This window comes from Collimonas sp., assembly GCF_035566375.1.
Classification (GTDB): domain Bacteria; phylum Pseudomonadota; class Gammaproteobacteria; order Burkholderiales; family Burkholderiaceae_D; genus Collimonas.
In genome coordinates this window covers 23,056-48,327 of the sequence record NZ_DATMRK010000049.1, presented here as the reverse complement: position 1 = coordinate 48,327, position 25,272 = coordinate 23,056, and the positions used below count along the sequence as shown (strand labels likewise).

Here is a 25,272-nt window from a genome sequence, read left to right as displayed (position 1 = left end):
CGAGATAATCATGTCTACCAACACCACTCCAGCGCTGTCCGCAGCGCAAATTGACGCCTTTGAAAAAGACGGTTACCTGATCCTGCCGCGCATGGCGCCGGCGGCCGATTGCCAGCGGATGGTGGCCACCACCAATGCCCATCTGGCGCAAGCGGTGGCGCCGCTGGAATATGAATCGGAAGTCGGCTACGCCGGTGCGCCGAAGTCGCTTGACAGCGTCGGCGGCCGCACCGCGCGACGCCTGCGCAATGCCTATCAGCGCGACGATAGCTATCGCGCCTGGGCCAGCAATCCGCAACTGGTGGCGAAGTTGGAGTTGCTGCTGGGCGAACCGGTATGCCTGACTTTGTCGCACCATAATTGCGTGATGACCAAGCACCCGCATTTCGGCACCGCCACCGGCTGGCATCGCGATATCCGCTACTGGTCGTTTCCGCGCAACGAGCTGATTTCGGTCTGGCTGGCGCTCGATAGCGAAAATGAAAACAATGGCGGCCTGCGCTTCATTCCAGGTTCGCATCGGCTCGATATGAAACCGGAACAAATGGATGAACTGGATTTCCTGCGCCCTGAAGTTGTGGAGAACCAGGCTCTATTTGCGTTGGGAAAATCGGTGGAATTGCATCAAGGCGATGTGGTTTTTTTCCACAGCGGGCTGTTCCATGCGGCCGGCAGGAACAATACCGAGACGGTTAAGGAATCGGTGGTCTTTGCGTATCATGGACAAAGCAATCAGCCGCTGCCCGGCAGCCGTTCTGCCGCCGCGCCAGACATTCTTCTGAGCCATTGAAAGCCGTCCCCGGCGCGCCGCAACCATGCCGCGCATAGCGATCATCGGCGGTGGCACGGCGGGTGCCGCCAGCGCCCTGTTCCTGGCTCGCGCCGGCCATCATGTCACCCTCTTCGAAAGAGTCGCGCAGCCGAGCGCGGTAGGCGCCGGCATCTTGCTGCAGCCGACCGGCATGCAGGTGCTGGCAGCGCTGGGGCTGCTCGATCAAATCCTGGAACACGGCGCCCGCAGCGACCGCCTGTTCGGCACTACCGCTGGCGGCCGCACGGTGCTGGACGTTCGTTACCGCCATTACGACCAGCAATCGTTCGGCCTCGGCCTGCATCGCGGCGCCTTGTTTTCGGTGCTATGGCAGGCCGTGCAAAGCACAGGGGTAGAGATCCGCACCGGGGCCGACATCACGCGCATCCAGCAAACGGGCGGCAAAACCTTGCTGTTTTGCCGCACTCCGGCGCCAGGCAGTGCGGAACACCTGGCCGGTGAATTCGACTGCGCCGTGATTGCCGACGGCAGCCGTTCGCAATTGCGAGCGGCGCTGGCGATTCCGCAAAAAATTACGCCTTATCCCTGGGGCGCTTTGTGGGCGCTGGTGCCCGACGATGGCTTGACCCAGGGCGGGCTGCGCCAATGGTTCCGTCATGCGCGGCAAATGCTGGGCTTGATGCCGACCGGATTTGCCTATCAGCAAATGGAGCAGCCGATACTCAGCCTGTTCTGGAGTCTGCGCGCAGACCGCTTGCTGCATTGGCAAGAGCAAGGCTTGGAAACGTGGAAAAAAACCGTGCTGGAGCTGGCGCCGATCGCAACGGTTCTGCAGCATATACAAAGCCCTGAACAACTTACTTTCGCACGCTATGCCGATGTGCAGATGCGGCACTGGCATGATGCGCGGGTGGTTTGCATTGGCGACTCCGCCCACGCCACCAGTCCGCAACTGGGGCAAGGCGCCAATCTGGCGTTGATCGACGCGATGACGCTGGCAAGCTGTTTTGCCGAAACGCCAGCGGTAGAGCCGGCGCTGATCCTGTATTCGCAACGGCGGCGCGCCCATCTGCGTTATTACCAGGGCGCCAGCAAATTGCTGACGCCATTCTTTCAATCCGATTCGCGCATCGCCAGTACCTTGCGCGATATCGCCCTGGGCCCGCTATGCCGTATGCCGATAGCCCGCGAGCAGATGGCAATGACGCTCAGCGGCAGTAAGACAGGCTGGTTGTTCGGCAAGTTGCAAACCCTGAAATAGACAGCGCCTGAAATTCTTCAAGCCTGCTGCAAACGACGGGCGCGCACCAGTGTTTCCGACTTGCGTTTTTGCAGCCAGATGGCGATCCCGGTAATCGTGAACAAGAGCGGCAGCAAGCCCAGCAACGCAACCAGGATCTTGCCTGGCAAACCCAGTATCTGGCCGGTATGCAAGCCGTATTGCACGCCCATGAAGGCATCGCCGGCCGAGCCTTTTAACGGATCCAGTGCGCGCAGCACATGGCCGTCGGCGGCATCGATAAATAGCCGCACGCTGCCGCCTTCCTGGATATCGTCCGGCTTGCGCATGCGGATCTGGTAGACGCCGTTTTTTTCGTCACGGGCGATGCGCGCCGGCGTGGCAAGCGGCATGGCGGCCTGCGCCGCAACCAGCGCTTGTTGCCAGTTGATCTGCGGCCTGGCCTCGGTAGCCGGCGCTTTGGCCACCTCCTTGGGCGGCGGCGTCAATGGCGACAGACTGGTGACCAGCGGCCGGGCGACGTCCGGCAGATTCATCACGGCGCCGGTAAAAGCGCTTATCACCAGCAGTATCCCGGCGACCAGGCCAACCGTGCGGTGCAAGTCATACATCAGACGAAAACTGCCGGCGCCGCGCTTGACCGACAGTGCCTTGCCCCAGCCCTTGCGATGTTTGGGCCAGGCCAGCGCGATGCCAATCAACAGCGTCACCAGCCACAACAAGCCGAGGCTGCCGCAGATGATGGCGCCGGGCTTGTCCAGCAACAGGTAGCGATGCAGGCGGAATAGAAACGGCATCAGATTTTGCCGCGCCAGGCTGACGGCCTTGGTATTGCGCTCGCCGACCACGGTAGCGCTGACCGGATCGATAAACACTGTGTCGACCGCCAACTCCTGGTTCGGCTTGCGCGGACGCAGCTTTGCCTGCAGCGGCGCATTGGCGTCCTGCTCCGTCGAAATAAATGCCAGCCGTGCTTGCGGATAATCATGCTCAACCCGGACCACCAGTACATCGATGGGCTGCCTGCTGCCGGTTGAGGTGAGATGGTAGAACTGCGGGTTGAGCCAGGCGTCGATATCATCGTTAAAGGCCAGCGCCGAACCGGTCAGGCCTGCCATGACAAGGAATAGGGACAATAACAAGCCGCTATAGCGGTGCAGCTTGACCAACCAATGACGCATTGCTTTTTTCACAATCACAAACTCGCTTAAGTCGTGCACAAAACGTACACAAAGCGTGTATTGTAAATGTCGATTGAATGAGAATGGGTATTATTCTCAAAAATCTTCGTCACTGTGATGGCTGGTGACGCTCCAGGCTTGCAGCAAACGCCCTTCAGCCCGAGAGATGGCGTCGGCGGCGCCACGCAGGACGACAATATCGCCTGCCTGTAACACCGCCTCCGGCGTCAGGGCAATGCCGTTGCGGCCACGCCGCAAGGCGGTGATTTCGGCGCCCATTTCCGGCAGGCCCAGCCACGCCAGCGAACGGCCGATAGCGCGCGCGCCTTCCGGCAAGGCCACCGAATGCAAGCGCACCTGCAAATGATCGGCGGCGTCCGGCGCATCGTCGACGCCATGGAAAAACCCGCGCAAGGTGGCATAACGCTCATCGCGCACGGCCTGCACCTTGTGCACCACGCGGCGTAGAGGCACGCCCAGCATGACCAGCGCGTGCGAGGCCAGCATCAGACTGCCCTCCATGGCTTCCGGCACCACTTCGGTGGCGCCGGCGGCGCGCAGTTTGTCGAGATCGGTATCGTCGTAACTACGCACAATCACCGGCAGCGCTGGCGCCAGTTCGCTCACGTGGTGCAACACTTTCAAGGCCGAGGGCGTGCTGGCGTAGGTAATCACCAAAGCGGCGGCGCGATGCACGCCAGCCGCCACCAGGCTCTCGCGGCGCGAGGCGTCGCCATACGATACCTGGGCGCCGGCGGCGCGCGCATCGTGGACCCGATCCGGATCGAGATCGAGCGCGTGATAACTGATGCCCTCTTCCTCCAGCAACTTGGCCAGGCTTTGGCCGCTACGGCCGAAACCGGCGATGATCACGTGCTTCTTGGTGGCCATGGTGCGCGTCGCGATTTGCGTCAACGCCAGCGATTGCATCATCCATTCATTGGCCGACAGCTTCATCACAATCGCATCCGACTTGGCCAGAATGAAAGGTGCGGCCAGCATCGACAGCACCATCGACGCCAGGATCAGCTGGATCAGCAAAGGATCGACCAGTTGCAAACCGCCGGCCTGGTTCAGCAACACAAACCCGAATTCACCAGCCTGCGCCAGCGCCAGCCCGGTACGCAGCGCGACGCCGGTAGAAGATCGGAATATTTTTGCCAGCGCAGCGATCAGCGCAAATTTGAGAAACACCGGGCCGATCAGCAGCAGCAATACCAGCCACCAGTGTTCCATCACCAGACGCAGATTGAGCAGCATGCCGACGGTAATGAAGAACAAGCCCAGCAACACATCGCGGAATGACTTTATGTCCTCTTCCACCTGATGCTTGTATTCGGTTTCTGAAATCAGCATGCCGGCGATAAATGCGCCCAGCGCCAGCGACAAGCCGGCGCGCTGGGTCAACCAGGCGGACGCCAGCGTGATCAGCAGCAGGTTCAGCATGAATAGTTCTTGCGAGCGGCGCCGCACCACGATCTGGAACCAGCGCCGCATCAGCTTCTGGCCGAAAAACAGCAGCAGCGCCAGCAGCAATATCGCTTTACCGCTGGCCCAGGCCAGCGTCGCCAGCAGATTGCCGCTATGCGCGGCCAGTGCCGGCACGATAATCAGCAAGGGCACCAGCGCCAGATCCTGGAACAGCAGGATGCCGATAATGCGGCGCCCGTGCTCGCTTTCCAGCTCCATTCTTTCGGTCAGCAACTTGGAAACGATGGCGGTGGAAGACATGGTCAGCGCGCCGCCCAGGGCGAACGCTGCCTGCCAGCTGATATTGGTGAATTGCGGCAGGACGATCGCCATCAGCCAGCCGAACAACATGGTGGCGCCGATGGTCAGCGCCACCTGCGCCATGCCCAGGCCGAACACGATATGCCGCATCGCCGTCAACTTCGGCAGCGAAAATTCGAGGCCGATCGAGAACATCAGGAACACCACCCCGAATTCCGCCAACGCGTGGGTGGTGTTGCTGTCTTCGGCAAAACCCAGGGCATGCGGGCCGATCAGGATTCCCACTGCCAGATAGCCCAGCATGGGCGGCAAATGGAAGCTGCGAAAAGCCACCACCCCCAATACGGCGGAGCCGAGCAGCAAAATTGTCAATTCTAGTCCAGAAAGCATCATCGTAATTAATTCAATATCAACATTATGTTGCGGCAACGCCTGCGTCAGGACGATTGAAGACAGATTAATTGATGCCGATGAAGACTGGCAAGTTTTTTGCTTTAGGATTTCGTTTATACTTTCGGGATGAGTCTAACCGATACCAAAATTTTGCCCAAAATCCTGTCCAAGTCATTCGACGCAGGCCGTGCTTTGGAGCTTGCTCGCGGCACCCTGCAAATCGAAGCCGATGCCATCATCGCATTGAAAAACCGGATTTCCGACGACCTCAACGATCCCTTTGCCCAGGCGATTGCCTTGCTGCTCAATTGCAATGGCCGGGTGGTGGTGTCAGGGATAGGAAAATCCGGCCACATCGCCCGCAAGATCGCCGCCACGCTGGCCTCTACCGGCACCCCGGCGCTGTTCATCCATCCTGCCGAAGCGGCCCATGGCGATCTCGGCATGGTGACTGAAGACGATGCATTCATTGCGATTTCCAATTCAGGCGAGACCGCTGAGTTGATGGCGATCGTGCCGATCATCAAACGCATGGGCGCCAGCCTGATCGCGATGACCGGCAACCATGAGTCGGCGCTGGCGCAGCTGGCCAATGTGCACCTGGATGTCAAGGTGGACCAGGAAGCCTGTCCCTTGAACCTGGCGCCAACCGCCAGCACCACCGCCACCCTGGCGATGGGCGATGCGCTGGCAGTGGCGTTGCTCGATGCGCGCGGCTTCCGCGAGGAAGATTTCGCCCGCTCCCATCCCGGCGGCGCACTCGGACGCCGTCTGCTGACCCATGTGCGCGACGTCATGCGCAGCGGCGAATCGATTCCGGCGGTGACCGCGGATGTGTCGCTGTCAATGGCTCTGCTGGAAATCACCCGTAAGGGGATCGCCATGACGGCCGTGGTGGACGATAAATTTCATGTCATCGGCGTGTTTACCGACGGCGATCTGCGGCGCCTGATCGAGCAGGTCCAGGATTTCACCAAACTCACGATTGCCGATGTGATGCACGCCAATCCACATACCATAGGCCCGGATCAACTGGCCGTCGATGCGGTGCACATGATGGAGCAATTCCGCATCAATCAGCTGCTGGTGACCGACGCCAGCGGCATGCTGGTCGGCGCATTGCATATCCATGACCTGACCCGCGCCAAGGTGATCTGATGACGATCCAGGAGAATGCCGATCTGACAGCTCGCGCAGCGCACGTCCGCCTGATGATTTTTGACGTCGACGGCATCCTGACCGACGGTGGTTTGCTGTACGGCGCCGACGGTGAACAACTCAAGCGCTTTAACGCGCTCGATGGACACGGCATCAAGCAGTTGCAGCAAAGCGGCGTCGCCACTGCCATCATCAGTGCGCGGCAGTCAGCGATTGTCAGCCGGCGCGCCAGCGACCTCGGCATCGCCCATGTGCAGCAAGGCGTGCATGACAAGTACGCGGCTTTTGCCAAATTGCTGGCGCAACTGCAGCTGAGCGCGGATGTTTGCGGCTTTATCGGCGATGACGTGATCGATCTGCCGATATTGTCGCAAGTCGGCTTTGCCGTCAGCGTTCCCAACGGCCACCCCGATGTCAGGAGCCGCGTGCACTACGTCACCCAGGCCGGTGGCGGCCACGGCGCCGCACGCGAAATCTGTGACCTGATCATGCATGCGCAAAATACTTACGCCGCCACACTGGCGTCGTATTTGCACACTACCGTGCGCGCTATCCCGTCAGGCGCCGCATGAAAAATCTGCGCTCGGCTTACCGCTTTCGTTTTCTGCTGCTGCTGATATTGTTCGTCTTGCTGGCGCTCGGCAGTTTCTGGCTGCTGCAAGTGATGCACAAGAATACTGAAGACTTGCTGCCGAAGGCGGCACGCACCGAGCCGGATTATTTCGTCGAGCATTTCAACTACGTGCAAATGTCACCCAGCGGACTGCCGCGCTACAACATCTCCGGCGATCTGCTGACCCACAATCCAGAGGACGATTCGTTTGATGTGCAAAAACCGATAATCCATAGCCTGGACAAAGAAAAGCCGCCGATGAACCTGCGCGCCAACCGCGGCAAGATTGAAGACAACAATAGCAAGGTCCATTTATACGGCGACGTTATTGCAGATCGGCCAAAGACACCGCTGGCAGACAATTTCCACTTGAAGTCCGAGTACCTGCTGCTATTGCCAGACGACGACGTCATGCAATCAGACAAACCGGTGGAACTCACACTGGGGCAATCGATATTGCACGGCACCGGCATGGATTTCAACAATTCCACGCGTGTACTGAAAATGTTTAGCAGGGTGCACGGCGTATTTCCGCCAAAACCGCGTTGATCGACGAAATAAGCAACGAAATAAGCGACCCATTTTATGCATACCGCTCTATCCTTTATTCAGGATTTTTCATGAAACGAATTTTTTTAATCTCTCTGCTATTGCTCGGCGTCATAGGCGTTGCGCGTGCAGAAAAAGCAGACTCCGAGAAACCGACACTGATCGATTCCGACCAGCTCACTTATGACGACGTCAAACAGGTCAATGTCGCCACCGGCAACGTAGTCCTGACGCGTGGCACGCTGTTGATGAAAGCCGATCGCGTGGTAGTGACCACCGATCCTTCCGGTTATCAGTTCGCCACCTTGTATGCGGATCCAGGCAAGCTGGCGACGTTCAAGCAAAAACGCGACGGCGGTCCGGACCTGTGGATTGACGGCCACGCCGAACGCATTGAATACGACGGTAAAACTGAAATCACCAAACTGTTTTCCAAGGCGCAGATGCGCCGCCTGCAAGGCGACAAACCAACCGACGAAGTTAACGGCGAATTCATTTCCTACGATAGCCGCACCGAATTCTATTCGGTCAACAATACGGTCAACGGCAATAGCCAGCCGGGCGCCGGACGCATACGCGCTGTGATCCAACCGCGTCCGAAAGCTGCACCATGAGCACACCCAGCACCCTGATCGTCAAAGGCCTGCAAAAAAGCTACGGCGCGCGCCAGGTGGTGCATGACGTATCGTTGAAAGTCAATTGCGGCGAGGTGGTCGGCCTGCTGGGGCCGAATGGCGCCGGCAAGACCACCTCGTTCTATATGATCGTCGGCCTGGTGCCATCGGATGGCGGCGAGATCGACCTCGACGGCGTCGACATTTCACACCTGCCTATCCATCGGCGCGCGGTGCTTGGCCTGTCCTATCTGCCGCAAGAAGCTTCGGTATTTCGCAAGCTGACGGTGGAAGACAATATCCGCGCCGTGCTGGAGTTGCAACGGCCCAACGGCAAGCCGCTCAGCAAGGCGCAGATCGACGAACAGTTGCACAAGCTGCTGCACGAATTGCAAATCGAAAAATTACGTGAAAGCCAGGCTTTGTCGCTGTCCGGCGGTGAACGCCGGCGCGTCGAAATCGCGCGCGCGCTGGCCACTAATCCGCGCTTCGTTTTGCTGGATGAACCGTTTGCCGGGATTGACCCGATCGCCGTGATCGAGATCCAGCGCATCGTCCGCTTTCTCAAGGAACGCGGCATAGGCGTGCTGATCACCGATCACAATGTACGCGAGACGCTAGGTATCTGCGATCGCGCCTACATCATCAATCAGGGCAGCGTGCTGGCCAGCGGCAGCCCGGACGACATCATCGCCGATGAATCGGTGCGACGCGTGTATCTGGGTGAGCATTTCCGCATGTAGGTTTGATGCGGATGCAAATGCAGATGTGGCAGGCGCCGGACCGCAGTTACGCCGGCAAAAAAAATTGTAATTTGACCGTTTTATCTGAATAGTTGGAGGCAGAGTAATTCGCCACGCTACGGTGGCTCCTGAACTCTGTCTCGCAAATATATTGCTTAACTCAAAGTGAATTGTCTGCACGGTAGCCATGAAACAATCACTCCAGCTTCGCACCTCACAGCATCTTGCGCTGACACCTCAGTTGCAGCAGTCGATACGGCTGCTGCAACTATCTACGCTCGAACTGCATCAGGAACTGGAACAGATCCTGTCGGATAATCCGCTGCTGGAAAGAGTCGACGATCCGCTCGATAACTCTGTGCGCCTGCTGGCCGACGGCGCCATCAGCGGCACCACGTCAACCATGGATGCACCGGTAGGCGATAGCGAAGTCAGCAGCTCGCCGAGCGAAAGCGAAGCCAGTCTCGACACGCCGCCGGCCGCTGAAAACAGCCAGGAAAGCGGCGATAGCGAATGGAGTTTTGACGACATCGCGCGCAGCTCAAAAACCTCGGACGACGAGGATGCACGGCCGCAGCTGGAAGCCCACGAATCAACCCTGCGCGAGCATCTGCTGCAGCAAATGCGCGAAACGCTGCACGATATGCGCGACCGCGCCTTGGTCGAACTGACCATTGATGCGCTGGACGATAACGGCTACCTGGAAGAGAGCCTGGAAGAGATTCTGGAGCGTCTGCCGCCAGAACTGGAGATCGCCATCGAAGAGTTATCGATGGCGCTGAAGATGGTGCAAAGTTTCGACCCGGCCGGCGTCGGCGCCCGCAATGCGGCGGAATGCCTGAGCTTGCAGATCAAGCGTTTTATCAAAGTACCATTCGTCACACGCCGCCTGGCATTGGCGATTGTGCAAGATCACCTGATGCTTTTTGCGCAACGCGATTTCAATAAAATCAAGAAGGCGCTCGATTGCGACGACGAGGATCTGCGCGAAGCACAGACAGTCATCAAGCAATGCAATCCGCATCCGGGCGCACCGTTCGCCGCCAACACTTCCGACTATGTGGTGCCGGACGTGATCGTCAGGCGCACTAAACAAGGCTGGCAGGTGATGCTAAACAATGACGTCATGCCGCGGCTCAGAGTGAATGTCTTGTATGCCAACATTCTGAAGCAAAGCAAGGGCGACGGCGCCCTCACTTCACAGCTGCAGGAAGCCAAGTGGCTGATCAAGAATATGCGGCAGCGCTTCGACACCATCCTGCGGGTTGCGCAAGCAATCGTGGAACGCCAGAGGAATTTCTTTTCGCACGGGGCAGTCGCCATGAGGCCGCTTGTGTTGCGTGAAATAGCTGATACACTGGGACTACACGAGAGTACTATTTCTCGTGTAACCACACAGAAATACATGCTTACTCCCCACGGGATGTTTGAACTGAAGTATTTCTTCGGCAGCCATGTTGCTACCGAGGCAGGCGGAGAGGCTTCCTCGACAGCAATCAGGGCACTCATTAAGCAATTGATAGGAGCGGAAGATTCAAAAAATCCTTTCTCTGACAGCAAGATTGCCGACATGCTTGCGGAACAAGGTATGGTGGTCGCCCGCCGCACCGTCGCAAAATATCGCGAAGCACTGAAAATTCCGTCTGTTAACCTGCGCAAGGCCTTGTAGTTTTTTTCTGGTTTGATTGTTAAGCTTACCCTTGCTGTGTTCGGCTCAAGCGGGTTTCATTGGATCTTGCCAGGACAGTTGCTCTTGAACCGTCCGCCTAAAGATCCAGCGTATTCTGTTCCGGACCGCCAGCAATATTCTTGATAGGAGCGCTGTATGAACTTCACCATCAGTGGGCATCACCTCGAATTAACCCCCGCCATTCGCGAATATGTGCAAAGCAAACTAGAGCGTATCAAACGCCACTTCGACCAGGTCATCGATATCAGCGTGATTCTGACCGTCGACAAAATCACTGAAAAAGAAAAGCGCCAAAAAGCGGAAATCAATCTGCGCGTAAAAGGAAAAGATTTGCATGCTGAAAGCATTGCTCACGATCTTTATGCTGCCATCGATGCCCTGATCGACAAGCTCGATCGCCAGGTGATCAAGTACAAGGACAAGATGCAAAACCACCAGCATGACGCTATCAAGCATCTGCCGGAAGAACTCCCCGCCGCGACCTGAACCGGCCGCCAAACGTGCGAGCTGGATAGCTCGCGCCAATAAATGAACAAGGGCGCAGTCAATGCGCCCTTTGTTATTATCAAATCATATTATTGTTAATTGTTGCCACTGCGATTGTCTCCACGATTGCTGATGCACTCTCTCATTTGAGCGCGCCAAACACCTTGCCGATAATCGCGCTGCCGGCGCTGATGGGATCCTGGCGAATCGCTTTCTCCTCGTCACCGATGACTGTGTACAAACCGTCCAGTGCACGTTGGGTAACATAACCTTCCACGGTGCTTTGCTGAGCCGGCACCATGCCGGTCTTGCCGACTTGCTCCATGATCGCATTGTATTTCGCCGACAGACCGTTGCGGTCGGTCACGCCTTTGACAATCGGCAGGAATTTCTGACTTAATTGCGCTGAGGTTTTTTGTTTGAAAAAATCGGTCACCGAAGTGTCGCCGCCGGTCAGGATATTTTTTGCATCCGTCACTGACATCGATTTGACAGCATTCAACAACAAGGGCTTGGCCAATGGCACGGCTTGTTCCGCTGCATGATTCATCGATGCCACCAGATCGTCCAGCTTCTGTCCCTGGCCGGTCATCCTCAACAACGGCATGGCTTTATCGAGCACGCCGGGCAAACCGATCTTTACCTTGTCGTTATTCAGGAAACCATTCTCGACGCCCAGCTTGGACACCGCTACATCCGCCCCCTTTTGCAACGCCGCTTTGAGGCCGCTGCTGGCATCCTGGTTGCTCAGGTCACTCAGTGAGAGGGCCAGCGCGGCAGAGGCCGCTACTGCCAGAGTCAATGTCACTGCTGTTTGGTATACGCGATGCATGGTGATCCTCGTGAAGGTAAGTGAATAGCGATAAAGTCTACCCCAACTTGTCATGGCCGGATCAATAAACGCAGCGCTCCGAATGTGAATGAATGTTACAGATGCCCTTCGTCCACCAGGAACAAACGCCTGTGCTCGCGTATCGCATAGCGGTCAGTCATGCCGGCGATGTAATCGGCAATCGCGCGCGCCTGCTGTTGCGAATTTGCCGGGCCGACTTGATAGTCGGGCGGCAGCAGCGTCGGCTCTGCGCTAAAACAGGCATACAGTTCCGCGACAATCCGACGCGCCTTGGCGGTCATGCGGTTAACCAGGTAGTGGCGATAAAGATTTTCGCGCAAGAAGCGTTTCAGCGTGGCGGCCTGCCGCGCCATGCCATCGGAAAATGCGATCAGGGGCGGCGCATTGCGTACATCGTCGAGGCTCTGCAAACGGGCGTCCAGGATCCGTTGTTGCGAGGTCTGGATCAAGTCGGTGATCAAGGCATTGATCATGCGCCGCACCGTTTCATTGATCGCGCGCCGCCCGCTCAATCCAGGAAACAACCGTTCGACCTCGCGACTATGCGTGGCATAAAAATCGATCTGGTTCATCTGCTCCAGCGTCAGCAAGCCCGAACGCAAGCCGTCGTCGACATCGTGGTTATTGTAGGCGATCTCATCTGCCAGGTTGGCGACTTGCGCCTCCAGGCTCGGTTGCAGGCGCAGTATGAAGCGCTGGCCGATGTCGCCCAGTTTTTTCGCGTTCGCCAGCGAGCAATGCTTCAAGATGCCCTCGCGGGTTTCGAACATCAGATTCAAGCCGTCAAAAGCGCCGTAGCGCTGTTCCAGCTTATCGACCACGCGCAGGCTTTGCAGATTGTGTTCGAAGCCGCCATGCGCTTCCATGCAGTCATTCAGGGCATCCTGGCCGGCGTGGCCAAACGGTGTATGTCCCAGATCGTGGGCCAGTGAAATCGCTTCCACCAGATCCTCGTTCAACTGCAGGTTGCGCGCAATCGAGCGAGCGATTTGCGCCACTTCGATGCTGTGCGTCAGACGCGTGCGGAACAGATCGCCTTCATGATTGACGAATACCTGGGTCTTGTATTCCAACCGGCGGAATGCAGTGCAATGGATGATGCGGTCGCGATCGCGCTGAAACTCGCTGCGTGCGCTAGGGGGGGCCTCCTCAAACAAGCGTCCTCGCGATAGCGCAGAATGTGCGGCATACGGTGCGAGAGACGCTTCTGGGTTCATCGTGGCAGATCTCCGGACGCCAGTTGCTGAAGTGTCGCCAGCAAGGCCTCTTGCGGCGCGGCGGTGATCAGATGGCCGCCCAAAGGCCGCATCAGGATAAATTTGATCTGGCCGTCTTCATTCTTCTTGTCGATCTGCATCAGCTCCAGCCAGCGCTGGGCGCCGAGGTTGGGTGCTTCGGTCGGCAAGCCGGCGGCGCGCACCAGCGCGCTGACCCGTTCCTTGTCGACGGCGCTGATGTGGCCCAGCCGATGCGACAAATCTGCTGCCATCACCATGCCGCAGCCAACCGCTTCGCCATGCAGCCATTTACCGTAGCCCAGACCGGATTCAATTGCATGGCCGAAGGTATGGCCGAAATTCAGGATGGCGCGCAAACCGCCTTCGCGCTCGTCTTGCCTGACCACATCGGCTTTCAGTTCGCAGGAACGGCGGATGGCGTATGCCAGGGCGACGTTATCGCGCGCCATCAGCTTGCCGATATTTGTCTCTATCCATTTGAAAAATTCGGCGTCGATCACAGCGCCGTATTTGATCACCTCCGCCAGCCCGGCCGACAACTCGCGTTCCGGCAAGCTATGCAAGGTCATGGTATCGGCGATCACGGCTTGCGGCTGGTAGAAAGCGCCGATCATGTTTTTACCGAGCGGATGATTGATGCCGGTTTTGCCGCCCACCGAGGAGTCGACCTGCGCCAGCAAGGTGGTAGGAATCTGTACGAATGGCACGCCGCGCATGTAGGCCGAAGCAGCGAAACCGGTAAGGTCGCCGATGACGCCGCCGCCGAGGGCGATCAGGGTAGTCTTGCGATCGCATTTTGCGCTCAGCAGTCGATCGAAAATCTGCATCAGGCTGCCCCAGTTCTTTTCTTCTTCGCCGTCCGGCAAGATGATTTCCAGCACGCTCTTGCCGGCGTCCCGCAATGTCTGGCTAAACCCTTGCAGGTACAGCGGCGCAACGGTAGTGTTGGTCACCACGGCGACCTGCTTGCCCGTGATCAGGCGGGCGATGCGCTCGCGGTCTGTCAATAACGATGGTCCGATTTCGATCGGATAACTGCGCTCACCCAGCTCTACCTGGAGCGTGATGGCTGGCGCTAAGGCCGGAGGGGTCGACTGCTGAGTCGTAGGAAAACCCATAGGAAAACTCATAGAAAAATTTTGTGAAGAAAGGGGGATAACGCCCGCCTGGCTGACTGCACCCGCTTGCTGTTCCAGCTCAAGTTCTTCGGGTTCCAGCTTCAGCTGGCTCAGAATGCTGTGTACCAGGAATTGTACGTTAGGTCGGCCGGTATCGATGACAATGTCGGCCACGTCGCGATAATACGGCTCTCTCTGCCGCGACAGTTCTTCCAGGCGTCGGCGTGGATCGGCGGTTTGCAATAGCGGCCGGTTTTTATCGCGGCTGGTACGCTGCAGAATGTTGTGGATGCTGGCGCGCAAGTAGATGACTGTGCCGCGGCTTTTCAGATATTCGCGGTTTTCCGGCCGCATGACAGCGCCGCCGCCGGTGGCCAGCACGATGCCGCGCCGGGCGCTCAGATCGCGTATCACCTCCGTCTCGCGCTGACGGAAGCTCTCTTCGCCTTCTATTTCAAAAATCAAGGGAATCGAGACGCCGGTACGCGCCTCGATTTCGTGATCAGAATCAATGAATAATTTATTGAGTTTTTTTGCAAGAGCACGGCCAACCGTGGTTTTGCCCGCGCCCATCAGGCCGACCAGAAAGATATTGCCTGTGTACCGCACCATTTCACCACTTAACCTTTTGCTCAAAATAAAGACACCGGCGCCCGGCCGGTGTCTTCTGCGCAATTAGTGCCCAGCGATCCGGTCGATGACAATCTTCGGTGTCAGGAAAATCAATAATTCAGTTCTTTGATTAACAATTGCCGTTTGTTTGAAAAGATAACCCAGAACCGGAATATCTCCAAGCAGTGGCACTTTATTAACGTTATCTGAAATCGTCTGAGTATATATACCGCCGATCACCACAGTGCCGCCATTTTCGACCTGAACCTGGGTTTGAACATGCTTGGTATTGATCGAGACGCCACCGGGAACGACTTTGCCGACGCTGTCATTGGTTACATCGACCGTCAAAATGACATTGCCATCCGGTGTGATTTGCGGTGTAACTTCCAATTTCAGATTTGCCTTCTTGAATTCAACCGATGTGGCGCCGCTGCTGGTGGCATTCTGATAAGGGATTTCAGTGCCTTGCTCAATCAGGGCCTTTTGCTGATCCGCTGTAACCACGCGTGGGCTGGAGATGATCTTGCCATGTCCGTCCGCTTCCAGCGCCGACAATTCGAGGCTGATGAATTTGGATGCAGCGGAATTGAACAGGGTCAACGCCACGGATCCTGCAGTACCGGTAGAGGGATTGGCTGGCAAATTCACTGAATTTCCTGCGATCAGAGGAAGCGTGCTGTTCGACACCGGTGCGGTTTGCGTACCACCGGAGCTGACATTTTTGCTATTGAAGCCAAACCCAAGCTTGGCGCCAAGGTCGCGGCTGAAGCCGTCATTCGCTTCGACCATGCGCGCCTCAATCAGAACTTGCCTCGAAGCGATATCGATTTTTTGTATGAGACTGCGAATGTTTTGCAAGATGGTCGGCGTGTCGGTCACGAACAACTGGTTGGTGCGCGGATCGATCACTGCGCTGCCGCGACTTGACAAGATTGAGTTCTTCTTGCCGCCGCCGCCGCCGCCGCCGCCGCCAGCGTCATCAAGCCCGAAGACCTTCTTGAAGGCTTCAGCTTTTTGATAGTTCAGCTGGAATGATTCGGTACGCAATGGCTCCAATTGGGCAATTTGTGAACGTTGCTCAAGCTCCAGCTTCTCCTTCGTCAACAATTCATCTTTCGGTGCGATCCAGATGACCGAACCATTCTTGCGCATATCCAAGCCCTTGGCCTGCATCACGATATCCAAGGCCTGATCCCAAGGAACGTCTTTCAGCCGCAAGGTCAGATTGCCACCGACGGTATCGCTGGTAATAATGTTCAAGCCGGTAAAATCGGCAATCACTTGCAATACCGACCGCACTTCGACGTTCTGGAAGTTCAAGGACAGCTTGTCGCCGTGATAACCCTGGGTGCCCTGCGCCAGCTTGTTCGGATCTTCCTTGAGCGGCTTGACTTCGATCACCAGCTGGCTGTCGCTTTGATAGGCGCTTTGCTCCCAAAGGCCTTTCGGCTCGATGATCATGCGCACGTTCTCGCCTTGCGTGACGGTGGTGATGGTCTTCACAGGCGTACCGAAATCACCGACATCGAGCTTACGACGCAACACGTCTGGCAAACTGGTTTTCAGGAAATCCACAACAATTGTCTGGCCCTGCTGACGCACATCGACACCGACCTGGGTGTTCGGCAGATCAACCACCACCCGCCCTTCACCCGCAGTACCACGGCGGAAATCGATATCGCGCAGTGCCGGCTTGCCGTTCAACAAGGGCGTTGCCGCCGCAGCAGTAGCCGTGGCTGTTGGAGCCACCGGCGTGCCGACGGCATTGACCGGAGTGGCAAGACCGCCGGAACCGTCGATAGTGACGATCAAGGCGTTGCCGTCCATTGCAGTGGCGTACGACAAAGATCGTTTCAGATTGAATACCAGACGCGAACGGTCATCGGCTTGCGCCAAGACCACGTTGCGCACGTCACCCAGACTAATATCTTGCGATGTCTTGCCGGTGGCGTTGCCGACGCCGACGAAATCCAGCGCGATACGGGCCGGACTGACGATGGAAAACGCAGTGGGTTGTGCGCTCAAAGGGCGCTTGAAACTGATCTTGACGATGACATTGGCGCCTTGCTGATTGGCATTGATCGAAGTAATTGCGTTATCTTCGGCGGCCATTGCCGATGCTCCGGTCGCCAGCAAACACACCAGCGCCCCCAACATCAATGCTTTCTGTCGAATCAAACTCAGCCGGCTTACGCTCAGGTTAACGAATTTTTTTCCTGCTGCAATCATTTTGTGCTCTCCTGCAACGCTAACTTGGCTTCGCGCTCGACCCATTCGCCGGACGCATCTTGTACGATTTCTTTTAAAATTACTTCAGACTCAGTGATGCCGGTGACCATGCCGAAATTCTGTCCTAGGTAATTCCCCACTTTGGCTTGGAACACGGTCTTGTCGACTTGCAGCAAGGCATAGCTCAAACCCACTTTTTGCAACGTTCCCACCATCTTGATCGTATCCAGCGGATAGTTTTCCAGCGTTTCGCGACGCCGATCAAGATTCGGCTTCAAGCCGTTTGACTTACCCTGCAGCTTGGCCAGCGCCACCAGCAATTTGCTGGGGTTGTATGGATCGATGCTGGCCGCGCTGGCATACGTGAAGGGAATGAATTTTTTCGGCTCAGTCAGCTTCGGAATCCCGACCTTGGTATGGCTCTTGACTTCGGCCATCCACTCCTTCAATTCCTGCACACCACTGTCACCGCAACCTGACAAAGTTGAGATGAATACGACAAAAAATGTCACCTGGGTCAGACGCCCAATGCGAAAAAACGTCATTTTTGACCTTTCTGTTTAGATGGATCGGCGACCTTGCGTTGCGCCGCCACTTCATCCTTATCCAGATAACGGAAGGTCTTGGCAATTGCGTCCAGGCTTAGCGCGCCGTCCTTGCCTGCTGTCAGGTTCATATTATTCAAGGTAACGATACGCGGCAGATTCGCGATGTCGCTGGCGAACGAACCGACATCGTGATAGTTGCCGGTTACCTTGATATTGATTGGCAGTTCGGCGTAGTAATCCTTCACGACCACCTGGCCGGGCTTGAACAGTTCGAACTGCAGGCCGCGTCCCAAGCCAGCCTGGTTGATATCGGACAGCAACGCATCCATCTCCGCCTTGCTAGGCAATTGCTTTTCCAGGGTGGAAACGTAGTCAGCCACCTGCAGTTTTTGCTTGCGCAAAGCATCCAGGTTGATAGCTTGCTGGATCTTCGACTTGTACTGATCTTTTAGCTGTAGTTCCTGCTGTTCGCCTGCGTTGAGTACGTCTTGCTGGTCGCTCCAGTAAAAAAACCATCCCGCCAGCAGCACCAGCGCAAATACCCCGACACCAGATAAAACACGAGGGGCTATCGGCCATTGGCCTGGATGGCGGCCATTCAATCCGCGAAACTGCGCGCTCAGCGAGGCGCCCAAATTATTCAAATCCATTATTTGGCGTCCTTCAAGGTTGCTTTTGGCGCGGCGCTAGCGCCGGTGCCGGTCACGGCAGCACCCGCAATTTTTGGCGTTGCGGCGGCATCTTTGGCGTCCTTTTCAGACGGTCGTTTGATACCGACATTGACGGTAAACGCGAAGACACGCTTGCCATCGCGACCTGTGCCGCCAATATTGGCCGAACGAATCTCAATCAGATCAGGACGTTCCAGCCAAGCCGAGTTGTTACCCAGATTACGCAGCAGCTCGGATACCCGTTCATTCGACTGCGCATAACCGTTCAACGCCACCCGTTGCCCTTCCTGCTTGAGGGAATTCAGGTAGACGCCCTCCGGCACCTGTTTGACCAGCTCGTCCATCAGGTACACCGGCTGATTGCGGTCACTCTGCAAATCCTCGACGGCTTGCTGACGCGCCTTCAACGCCTCGATTTCCTGCTTGAGCGTGGCAACTTCCTTGATTTCGCCGTCAAGACGGGTGTTTTCCGCCGTGATAAAACGATTGCGCTCGACCTGGTTGGCAATACTGTTGGCGAAAAATGCGCCGACCAGCAACACCGCGATCAGCCCGATAATTGCCGACAACGCCAGCATGGCGAAATAAGCGTTCTTGCGTTGTTTACGCTTAGCTTCGCGGTGCGGTAGTAGATTAATCTTGATCATCAGCCAAACCTCCGCATGGCCAGACCGCAGGCGACCAGGTAAGACGGCGCATCCATGCGCAATTGTTTTTCCCGCACATTCGGCCCCAGTTGCATGCCCGTAAACGGGCTGACCACCGAAGTCGAAATCTTGGCGCGTCCAGCCACTACCTCAACCAGACCCGGGATAGTGGCGCAACCGCCAGCCAGGAATAATTGGTCGAGACGGGTGTACGGCGTCGAGGTAAAGAAGAATTGAATGGCCCGCGTAACCTCCAGCGCAGCGCTCTCAAGAAAAGGATTGAGGACCTCTTGCTGGTAGCCTTCCGGCAAATCACCGCTACGTTTTTTTGCATCCGCTTCCTCGTACGAGAGGCCATAGGCACGCACAATGTCCTGAGTAAGCTGGTTGCCGCCAAACGGTTGTTCCCGTTCATAAATCAGCTGGCCGTCCAGCAACGCCGATACATGCGTGGTCTGGGTCCCAATCTGGAACAGGCCGACAATCTGCCCTTGCCCGGCTTTCGGCAGTTGCCCGATGATGCGATTGATCGCAGCGCGCGCCGCGTAGGACTCGATGTCCATCACGGTCGGCTTGAGGCCGGCCGCCTCCGCTACCGCCACACGATCCTCAACTTTTTCCTTGCGGGTGGCCGCCAGCAACACTTCAACGTCATCCGGTGAATGCTGCGCAGGTCCGATAACGTCAAAATCAAGGCTGACTTCATCCAGCGCAAACGGAATATATTGGCTCGCCTCGGATTCGACCTGCATCTCCAGTTCTTCTTCCAGCATGCCGCTGGCAAGAATGATTTTTTTGGTAATCACCGATGCAGGCGGCATACCCAAAGCCACCAGCTTGGTGCTCGAGCCGCTTTTTTTCCACAGCCGCCGGACCACTTCGGTGACTTGCTCGATATTTTCAATATTGCCATCCACCACCGCACCGCGCGGCAACGGTTCTGAGGCATAGCGGTCAAGACGCAATTGATCCTTGCCCGTCTCCGACAGCTCGACCAGCCTGACGCCCGACGTACTAATATCAATTCCCACCAGAGGCGGGTTCTTCTTACCGATCAGCGATCCAAGATCTAATGCCAAGAGCATTTCTCCCGAGTATGTATTATTTGGGGAACATTCTGCCTGCAAGGCGGTCGCATTAGCGGTATACCGTCTCGAAGTTAGGAAAAACCTGTAAAACAGGGCTTACAGCAATGTTAAATTTTATAAGGTGAAATCGTAGCAATAAGAGTGCGGTACTGTAAAGAAATTTTCCACACAGCAATTGTTTAACTGCTACGAATTTCGACTCCACAGCCACTCCATTCATGCAAATTTGATTTTTTCGACCATTTCTGTCTGGATTTCGCAACGTAGTTTGCTGTCCATCAAGAACGCATGATGCAGAGCAAGTTTTGAGCCAAGCACTGTGCCGCTATAATGCCGGGCATCCATCTTTCATAAAACGCATCGCATGACGCCTCCAGACAGCGACACCCAGCAGCACTCCCCTCCCCCTTCGCGCCGTCGCCTGCCGCTTTTGCTGCGGCTGGTATTGGGCTTCTTTGGCATTGTTGTCGGCCTGACAGTTATCGGTTGTCTGACTTTTTTCCTGATGCTGGCGATGGCTTACCCAAATTTGCCGGAACTGGACTCGCTCACCGATTACAAACCCAAAATCCCATTGCGCATTTTTTCGGCTGATGGCGTGCTGATCGGCGAGTTTGGCGAGGAGCGGCGCAGCCTGGTGCGCATCAACGAGATTCCCGATGTAATGAAGAAAGCCGTGCTGGCAATTGAAGACGATCGTTTTTACCAGCATGGCGGGGTCGACTACCAAGGCATCTTGCGCGCCAGTTTTTCCAATCTGACCGGCGGCGGCGGCGGCGCCAGTACGATTACTCAGCAGGTCGCCCGCAATTTTTTCCTGACCAGCAACGAGCCGACTTTCTTCCAGAAAGCGTCGCGCAAATTCCTGTATGAAATTCCATTGGCATGGAAAATCGAGCGCAATCTGAGCAAGGACCAGATTCTGGAGGTCTATATGAACCAGATTTATCTGGGCCAGCGCGCTTACGGCTTTGCCTCGGCAGCGCAGATCTATTTTGGCAAGAGGCTGCAGGACATCACCACTGCGGAAGCCGCAATGCTGGCCGGTTTGCCCAAAGCGCCGTCAGCCAACAATCCGGTGGTTAATCCGAAGCGGGCGACAGTGCGCCAGCAATATATCTTGCTGCGCATGCTGCAACTCGGGTACATCAATGAAGCGCAGTACGAACAGGCCAAGAACGAAACCCTGCACATCAAGACCGGCGCCAGCGAATTTGGCATCCACGCCGAATTCGTCTCTGAAATGGCGCGTCAGCTGGTGTATGAGCAATTCAAGGAAAATACCTACACCCGTGGCCTCAACGTTTTCACCACCATCACCAAGGCCGACCAGGATGCGGCGTATATAGCGCTACGCCGTGGCGTCATGGATTACGAGAAGCGACGCGGCTATCGCGGCCCCGAGGGTTATATGGAGATCCCGGACGGCACCAAGGAAGAGGCTGAAGACGCGATCGAAGTAGAGCTGGCCGACCATCCCGACAGCGATGAAATCGTCGCGGCGGTGGTGCTGGAGGCCAGTCCGAAACTGGTCCGCGCATTGCTATCGTCGGGCCAGGAAATCAGTATCAGCGGCGCCGGCCTCAGCATCGCCACCAATCTGCTGAGCGACAAAGCGCCGCCGCAGCGTAAAGTCAAACGCGGCGCCATTATCCGCGTCATGCTGGATGGAAAAAACTGGAGCATTACGCAGATGCCTGCGGTGGAATCGGCGTTTGTCGCCGCCGACGCCAAGGATGGCGCGATCCGCGCTCTGATCGGCGGTTTTGATTTCAACCGCAACAAATTCAATCACGTCACCCAGGCTTGGCGCCAGCCGGGTTCGTCGTTCAAACCGTTCATTTATTCGGCCTCGCTGGAAAAGGGCTTGTCGCCAGCCACCATCATCAATGACGCACCGCTCACTTACGGCGGCGGCGAGACCGGCGGCCAGATCTGGCAACCCAAGAACTACGGCAACAAATACGAAGGTCCGATGAGCATGCGGCGCGCGCTGACCAAGTCGAAGAACGTGGTCTCGGTGCGTATCCTGGATAAGATTGGTGCTAAATACGGGCAGGAATATGTGACGCGTTTTGGCTTTGATGCTGACAAAAATCCGCCATACCTGACCTTGGCTCTGGGCGCCGGCGCGGTGACGCCGCTGCAAATGGTCGGCGGTTACGCGGTATTTGCCAACGGCGGGTATAAAATCAGCCCTTACATCATCAGCAAAATCACTGACGCCGACGGCAATGTATTGTCGCAAGTGCATCCGGAAACCGCCGGCGACGAAACCAATCGCATCATCGATCCGCGCAATGCCTACTTAATGGATAGCATGATGCGCGACGTGGTGCGCTACGGCACCGCGGTCAAGGCCTTGTCGCTGAACCGTACCGACCTGGCCGGCAAGACCGGCACCACCAACGATTCGCTGGACGCCTGGTTTGCCGGTTATCAGCCATCGCTGGTAGCAGTCGGCTGGATGGGTTACGACCAGCCGCGCAGCCTGGGCGACAAGGAAACAGGGGGCGGTCTGGCGCTGCCGATCTGGATCAGTTTCATGCAGCAGGCATTGAAGGGTGTGCCGATGGAAGACCGCGCGGTGCCGGACGGCCTGATTCATTCCGGCGGCGAATACTATTATGCGGAATACCCGCCGGGAATCGCGACGCAGAGCCTTGGCGGCGGCAGCACGGCGCCGACGGAAGAAGAAAAAGCCAGGGATGAGGTGAAGAACGAATTGTTCTGATCGAACCGAACAAGCTGTTGGTCAAAAAAAGGCTTCCCTGTATCGATCAGGGAAGCCTTTTTTAATTCGAATACAGATCCAGCAAGCGTTGGGTATAGATTTCAATATTCTCCGGCAAGCTCACATCCAGCGTGCGCAATAGTGTCTGCGCATTGCGCCGGTAATCGTCCAGCTGCGCATCGTGCGTGGCAAATGCGTGCAACACGGCCTGGCCGCCGGCGAAGGAATCGAATTCCGGATAGTAGTAGCCGTAGTCCTTGATGAATTCCGAGTTGTGGATCAGCGGATAAGCACCGTACAAGGCCTCGTAATACAGGTAGTTTTGGCCGTTTTCCCAGTGATGCGAAATGATGCAGTCACCATAGTTGGCCATGAATTCATACACCGCAAAGCGCCCTTCAAAAGACGCCAGCCCGTGGTTCACCACATCGAGCGAGCGCGCGAATTGCGAGAACTTCAGGTGCTCTTTCAGATGCAAGGTATTGCACACCCGCAGATGTTGCAGGAACGCCGGTTGCGCGCGATATGCTTCTTCGCATGCCAGCATCGGCAGCAGCGAGGTTTTCACCATGCAGACATTAGGTTCGAAACTGCACACCCGCCAGCGCGGTTTGCCCGGCTGGTAACCATAGCTGAGATGACTGGGCAAGGTGGCGATGCCTTTTTCAAAAAACAGCGGCGTCCACAAATGCGGCACGATGTGCACCGGCGCCCGTGCAGTAAGGCCGAAATAATCTTTGCAGCTGCGCAGGTACTCCGGCAAGGTCCACACCGCGTCGTAAGGCTTGTCGCTGCATAAACCGCCGTGCGGCTTGTTGAACATAGCGCGCTCGATGTCGATCACATAGTCGTTGCCAACCCGCATCCAGGCATAACGTCCGCCGCGCTCGCGGAATTTCCTGACCCAGTCTTCGCTCAGCTGGGCACTCATTTCAATCACCACATCCAGGGTTTCCATGGCCTGATCCAGGCCGATCATGTCTATCCCCAGATCGCCTAGCATCATGGCGTCGCTGACCTGGTTGGTCTGGCCGTCCAGCACCAGCACTGCACGCTCTACCGCCGGCGACTGATTGAACAATTGCACCAGGAATGCGCAATTCTGGAAAATACCGTTTTCCCAGATCGATTGCGGCCCCGGCCGCACATACAGGGTTACGCCGACGCGCAGTTTACGTTGTGGCATAGGGTGGCTCATGGCTGCCCCTCCACGGTGTGTTGAAGTCTTTTCACGAATGCTTCCACGTTATCAGGGTGTGCTGGAGCTAGCCTGCGCAAGTACGCGGCGCCCGCCTTTTTATAGTCATCCCAGAATTCCGGTTCCTGGCGCCAGGCGCCGAGCAGGGCTTGGCCGCCGGCGCTGGCTTCAAAATCCGGATAATAAATGCCGACGCCGCCAGCCTTCAGATATTCCGAATTATGGATCAGCGGATAGCCGCCATAAAGCGCATCGTAGTACAGATAATTCAAACCGCACTCCCACTGATGCGACACCACCGCATCCATCTTTTGCTGCGCCATGCAGTCGACAAACGCCACCCGCGGCTCATAAGTGGCCTTGTGATGTTGCGTCAGGTCGAGATTGATGGCGAAACGATTGAAGGTTGGATGCTCTTTCATCTGCACTGTATTCATCACCATCATCATACTCACCGAGCGCTGATCCAGCCGATATGCCTGCTCGCATACCAGCATCGGAATAAAGCAGCTTTTGACGACCGATATATTCGGTTCGAAAATCGCCGTGCGCCAACCCGGCCGATCGAGGCCGTTCCTGGCTTGATAACCGAAATGATGACCGTCTTTTTCAACCTGGTCGATCTGCCCCTGGATAAACAGCGGCGACCAGATGTGCGGCACAGCAAACACCGGCACCCGCGACACGGTGCGCAACAATGGCCCGCTGCTTTTCATGTGATGCGGCAGAGTCCATATCTCATGCCACGGCGTGCCATTGAAAATCTGGCCGCTAGGCCCATCGAACATAGGCGCTTCGGCGTTGTCGGCATAGGTGTGGCCGACAAAAAAAGTGATGATCTTGACGCCCAAGGCCCGTACATGACGCAACCACTCGAGTGGCAACTGCGCCCCCATTTCGATCACTACATCCAGCTCGAAAGTGACGTCATCGGGTTTCACCAGAGGCACATCAAAGCCGTCCAGCCCCATCGCCTCAGGCATATGATCGAGGTTGCCGCCGTTCAGTAAAAACACGCGGCCGACTTGCGGGCTTTGCCGCAACAGCATCAACAGAAATGCCAGATTCTGATTGAGACCATTAGACCAAATCTGCGCACCTTGCACAGCAAAGACGGAGACACCTACATTTATTTTTTTCATGAATTAGGAAGGATTAAAACC

22 protein-coding genes are annotated in these 25,272 nt (G+C 56.6%); 10 read left to right on the top strand and 12 right to left on the bottom strand.

Features of this window, described 5'->3' with window-relative positions; all coding sequences use genetic code 11:
• Positions 1–10: 10 nt before the first annotated feature.
• Complete coding sequence (locus VNZ60_RS16565; RefSeq protein WP_325660997.1) at positions 11–790, top strand: phytanoyl-CoA dioxygenase family protein; 780 nt, start codon at positions 11–13, stop codon at positions 788–790.
• A gap of 25 nt (positions 791–815) precedes the next feature.
• Positions 816–2,033 carry an FAD-dependent oxidoreductase gene (locus VNZ60_RS16560; protein WP_325660995.1) on the top strand — a complete coding sequence of 406 codons (1,218 nt, stop codon included), beginning with the start codon at positions 816–818 and terminating at the stop codon, positions 2,031–2,033.
• Positions 2,034–2,050: 17 nt separating this feature from the next.
• On the opposite strand, the gene VNZ60_RS16555 is transcribed toward VNZ60_RS16560, so the two are convergent.
• Together VNZ60_RS16555 and VNZ60_RS16550 are read right to left on the bottom strand one after the other, a co-directional pair.
• A complete protein-coding gene (locus tag VNZ60_RS16555; protein ID WP_325660993.1) occupies positions 2,051–3,193 on the bottom strand; it encodes a PepSY-associated TM helix domain-containing protein in 1,143 nt (380 codons plus the stop codon).
• A 96-nt stretch (positions 3,194–3,289) separates the two neighbouring features.
• Positions 3,290–5,314, bottom strand: coding sequence for a monovalent cation:proton antiporter family protein (locus VNZ60_RS16550; protein ID WP_325661021.1), 2,025 nt, complete (start codon positions 5,312–5,314; stop codon positions 3,290–3,292).
• A 129-nt stretch (positions 5,315–5,443) separates the two neighbouring features.
• On the opposite strand from VNZ60_RS16550, the gene VNZ60_RS16545 reads away from it, so the two are divergent.
• The 7 genes from VNZ60_RS16545 to hpf all read left to right on the top strand — a co-directional run bounded on the left by VNZ60_RS16545 (position 5,444) and on the right by hpf (position 11,170).
• Complete coding sequence (locus tag VNZ60_RS16545) at positions 5,444–6,475, top strand: KpsF/GutQ family sugar-phosphate isomerase (RefSeq protein ID WP_325660992.1); 1,032 nt, start codon at positions 5,444–5,446, stop codon at positions 6,473–6,475.
• Entirely contained in the window at positions 6,475–7,047 is a 573-nt protein-coding gene (locus tag VNZ60_RS16540) for a KdsC family phosphatase (protein WP_325660991.1), read from the top strand. The genes VNZ60_RS16545 and VNZ60_RS16540 overlap by 1 nt, the downstream gene beginning before the upstream one ends.
• A complete protein-coding gene (gene lptC / locus VNZ60_RS16535) occupies positions 7,044–7,637 on the top strand; it encodes an LPS export ABC transporter periplasmic protein LptC (RefSeq protein ID WP_325660989.1) in 594 nt (197 codons plus the stop codon). Before VNZ60_RS16540 ends, lptC begins: the two co-directional genes overlap by 4 nt.
• 71 nt (positions 7,638–7,708) lie before the next feature.
• Entirely contained in the window at positions 7,709–8,251 is a 543-nt protein-coding gene (lptA, locus tag VNZ60_RS16530) for a lipopolysaccharide transport periplasmic protein LptA (protein WP_325660987.1), read from the top strand.
• A complete protein-coding gene (gene lptB / locus VNZ60_RS16525) occupies positions 8,248–8,994 on the top strand; it encodes an LPS export ABC transporter ATP-binding protein (protein WP_325660985.1) in 747 nt (248 codons plus the stop codon). The genes lptA and lptB overlap by 4 nt, the downstream gene beginning before the upstream one ends.
• 187 nt (positions 8,995–9,181) lie before the next feature.
• On the top strand, positions 9,182–10,663 hold the full coding sequence (locus tag VNZ60_RS16520) for an RNA polymerase factor sigma-54 (RefSeq protein ID WP_325660983.1): 1,482 nt from the start codon (positions 9,182–9,184) through the stop codon (positions 10,661–10,663).
• A 156-nt stretch (positions 10,664–10,819) separates the two neighbouring features.
• Complete coding sequence (gene hpf, locus VNZ60_RS16515; RefSeq protein WP_325660981.1) at positions 10,820–11,170, top strand: ribosome hibernation-promoting factor, HPF/YfiA family; 351 nt, start codon at positions 10,820–10,822, stop codon at positions 11,168–11,170.
• A gap of 142 nt (positions 11,171–11,312) precedes the next feature.
• On the opposite strand, the gene VNZ60_RS16510 is transcribed toward hpf, so the two are convergent.
• The 8 genes from VNZ60_RS16510 to VNZ60_RS16475 all read right to left on the bottom strand — a co-directional run bounded on the left by VNZ60_RS16510 (position 11,313) and on the right by VNZ60_RS16475 (position 20,168).
• The gene (locus VNZ60_RS16510; protein WP_325660979.1) at positions 11,313–12,002 is read right to left on the bottom strand and encodes a DUF4197 domain-containing protein; all 690 of its coding nucleotides are present in this window, start codon (positions 12,000–12,002) and stop codon (positions 11,313–11,315) included.
• Between the two features lie 95 nt (positions 12,003–12,097).
• Positions 12,098–13,240: a deoxyguanosinetriphosphate triphosphohydrolase gene (locus tag VNZ60_RS16505; protein WP_325660977.1), complete on the bottom strand. Its 1,143-nt coding sequence runs from the start codon at positions 13,238–13,240 to the stop codon at positions 12,098–12,100.
• Positions 13,237–14,991 carry a bifunctional shikimate kinase/3-dehydroquinate synthase AroKB gene (gene aroKB / locus VNZ60_RS16500; protein WP_325660975.1) on the bottom strand — a complete coding sequence of 585 codons (1,755 nt, stop codon included), beginning with the start codon at positions 14,989–14,991 and terminating at the stop codon, positions 13,237–13,239. The genes VNZ60_RS16505 and aroKB overlap by 4 nt, the downstream gene beginning before the upstream one ends.
• A gap of 63 nt (positions 14,992–15,054) precedes the next feature.
• Positions 15,055–17,151, bottom strand: a complete 2,097-nt coding sequence (locus VNZ60_RS16495; RefSeq protein ID WP_325661019.1) for a type IV pilus secretin PilQ — start codon at positions 17,149–17,151, stop codon at positions 15,055–15,057.
• Positions 17,152–17,219: 68 nt separating this feature from the next.
• Positions 17,220–17,768 carry a pilus assembly protein PilP gene (locus VNZ60_RS16490; RefSeq protein ID WP_325660973.1) on the bottom strand — a complete coding sequence of 183 codons (549 nt, stop codon included), beginning with the start codon at positions 17,766–17,768 and terminating at the stop codon, positions 17,220–17,222.
• Entirely contained in the window at positions 17,765–18,424 is a 660-nt protein-coding gene (locus VNZ60_RS16485) for a type IV pilus inner membrane component PilO (protein ID WP_325661017.1), read from the bottom strand. The genes VNZ60_RS16490 and VNZ60_RS16485 overlap by 4 nt, the downstream gene beginning before the upstream one ends.
• Positions 18,421–19,089: a PilN domain-containing protein gene (locus VNZ60_RS16480; RefSeq protein ID WP_325660971.1), complete on the bottom strand. Its 669-nt coding sequence runs from the start codon at positions 19,087–19,089 to the stop codon at positions 18,421–18,423. Before VNZ60_RS16480 ends, VNZ60_RS16485 begins: the two co-directional genes overlap by 4 nt.
• The gene (locus tag VNZ60_RS16475; RefSeq protein ID WP_325660969.1) at positions 19,089–20,168 is read right to left on the bottom strand and encodes a pilus assembly protein PilM; all 1,080 of its coding nucleotides are present in this window, start codon (positions 20,166–20,168) and stop codon (positions 19,089–19,091) included. The genes VNZ60_RS16480 and VNZ60_RS16475 overlap by 1 nt, the downstream gene beginning before the upstream one ends.
• 373 nt (positions 20,169–20,541) lie before the next feature.
• Here VNZ60_RS16475 and VNZ60_RS16470 point away from each other — a divergent pair, with 373 nt between their 5' ends.
• A complete protein-coding gene (locus tag VNZ60_RS16470; protein WP_325660967.1) occupies positions 20,542–22,911 on the top strand; it encodes a penicillin-binding protein 1A in 2,370 nt (789 codons plus the stop codon).
• Between the two features lie 61 nt (positions 22,912–22,972).
• Here VNZ60_RS16470 and VNZ60_RS16465 read toward each other — a convergent pair whose 3' ends face one another.
• Entirely contained in the window at positions 22,973–24,109 is a 1,137-nt protein-coding gene (locus VNZ60_RS16465; protein ID WP_414648867.1) for a DUF2827 domain-containing protein, read from the bottom strand.
• Positions 24,106–25,251 (bottom strand): DUF2827 domain-containing protein, encoded by a 1,146-nt coding sequence (locus VNZ60_RS16460; protein ID WP_325660963.1) that lies wholly within the window; start codon positions 25,249–25,251, stop codon positions 24,106–24,108. Before VNZ60_RS16460 ends, VNZ60_RS16465 begins: the two co-directional genes overlap by 4 nt.
• Positions 25,252–25,272: the final 21 nt, after the last annotated feature.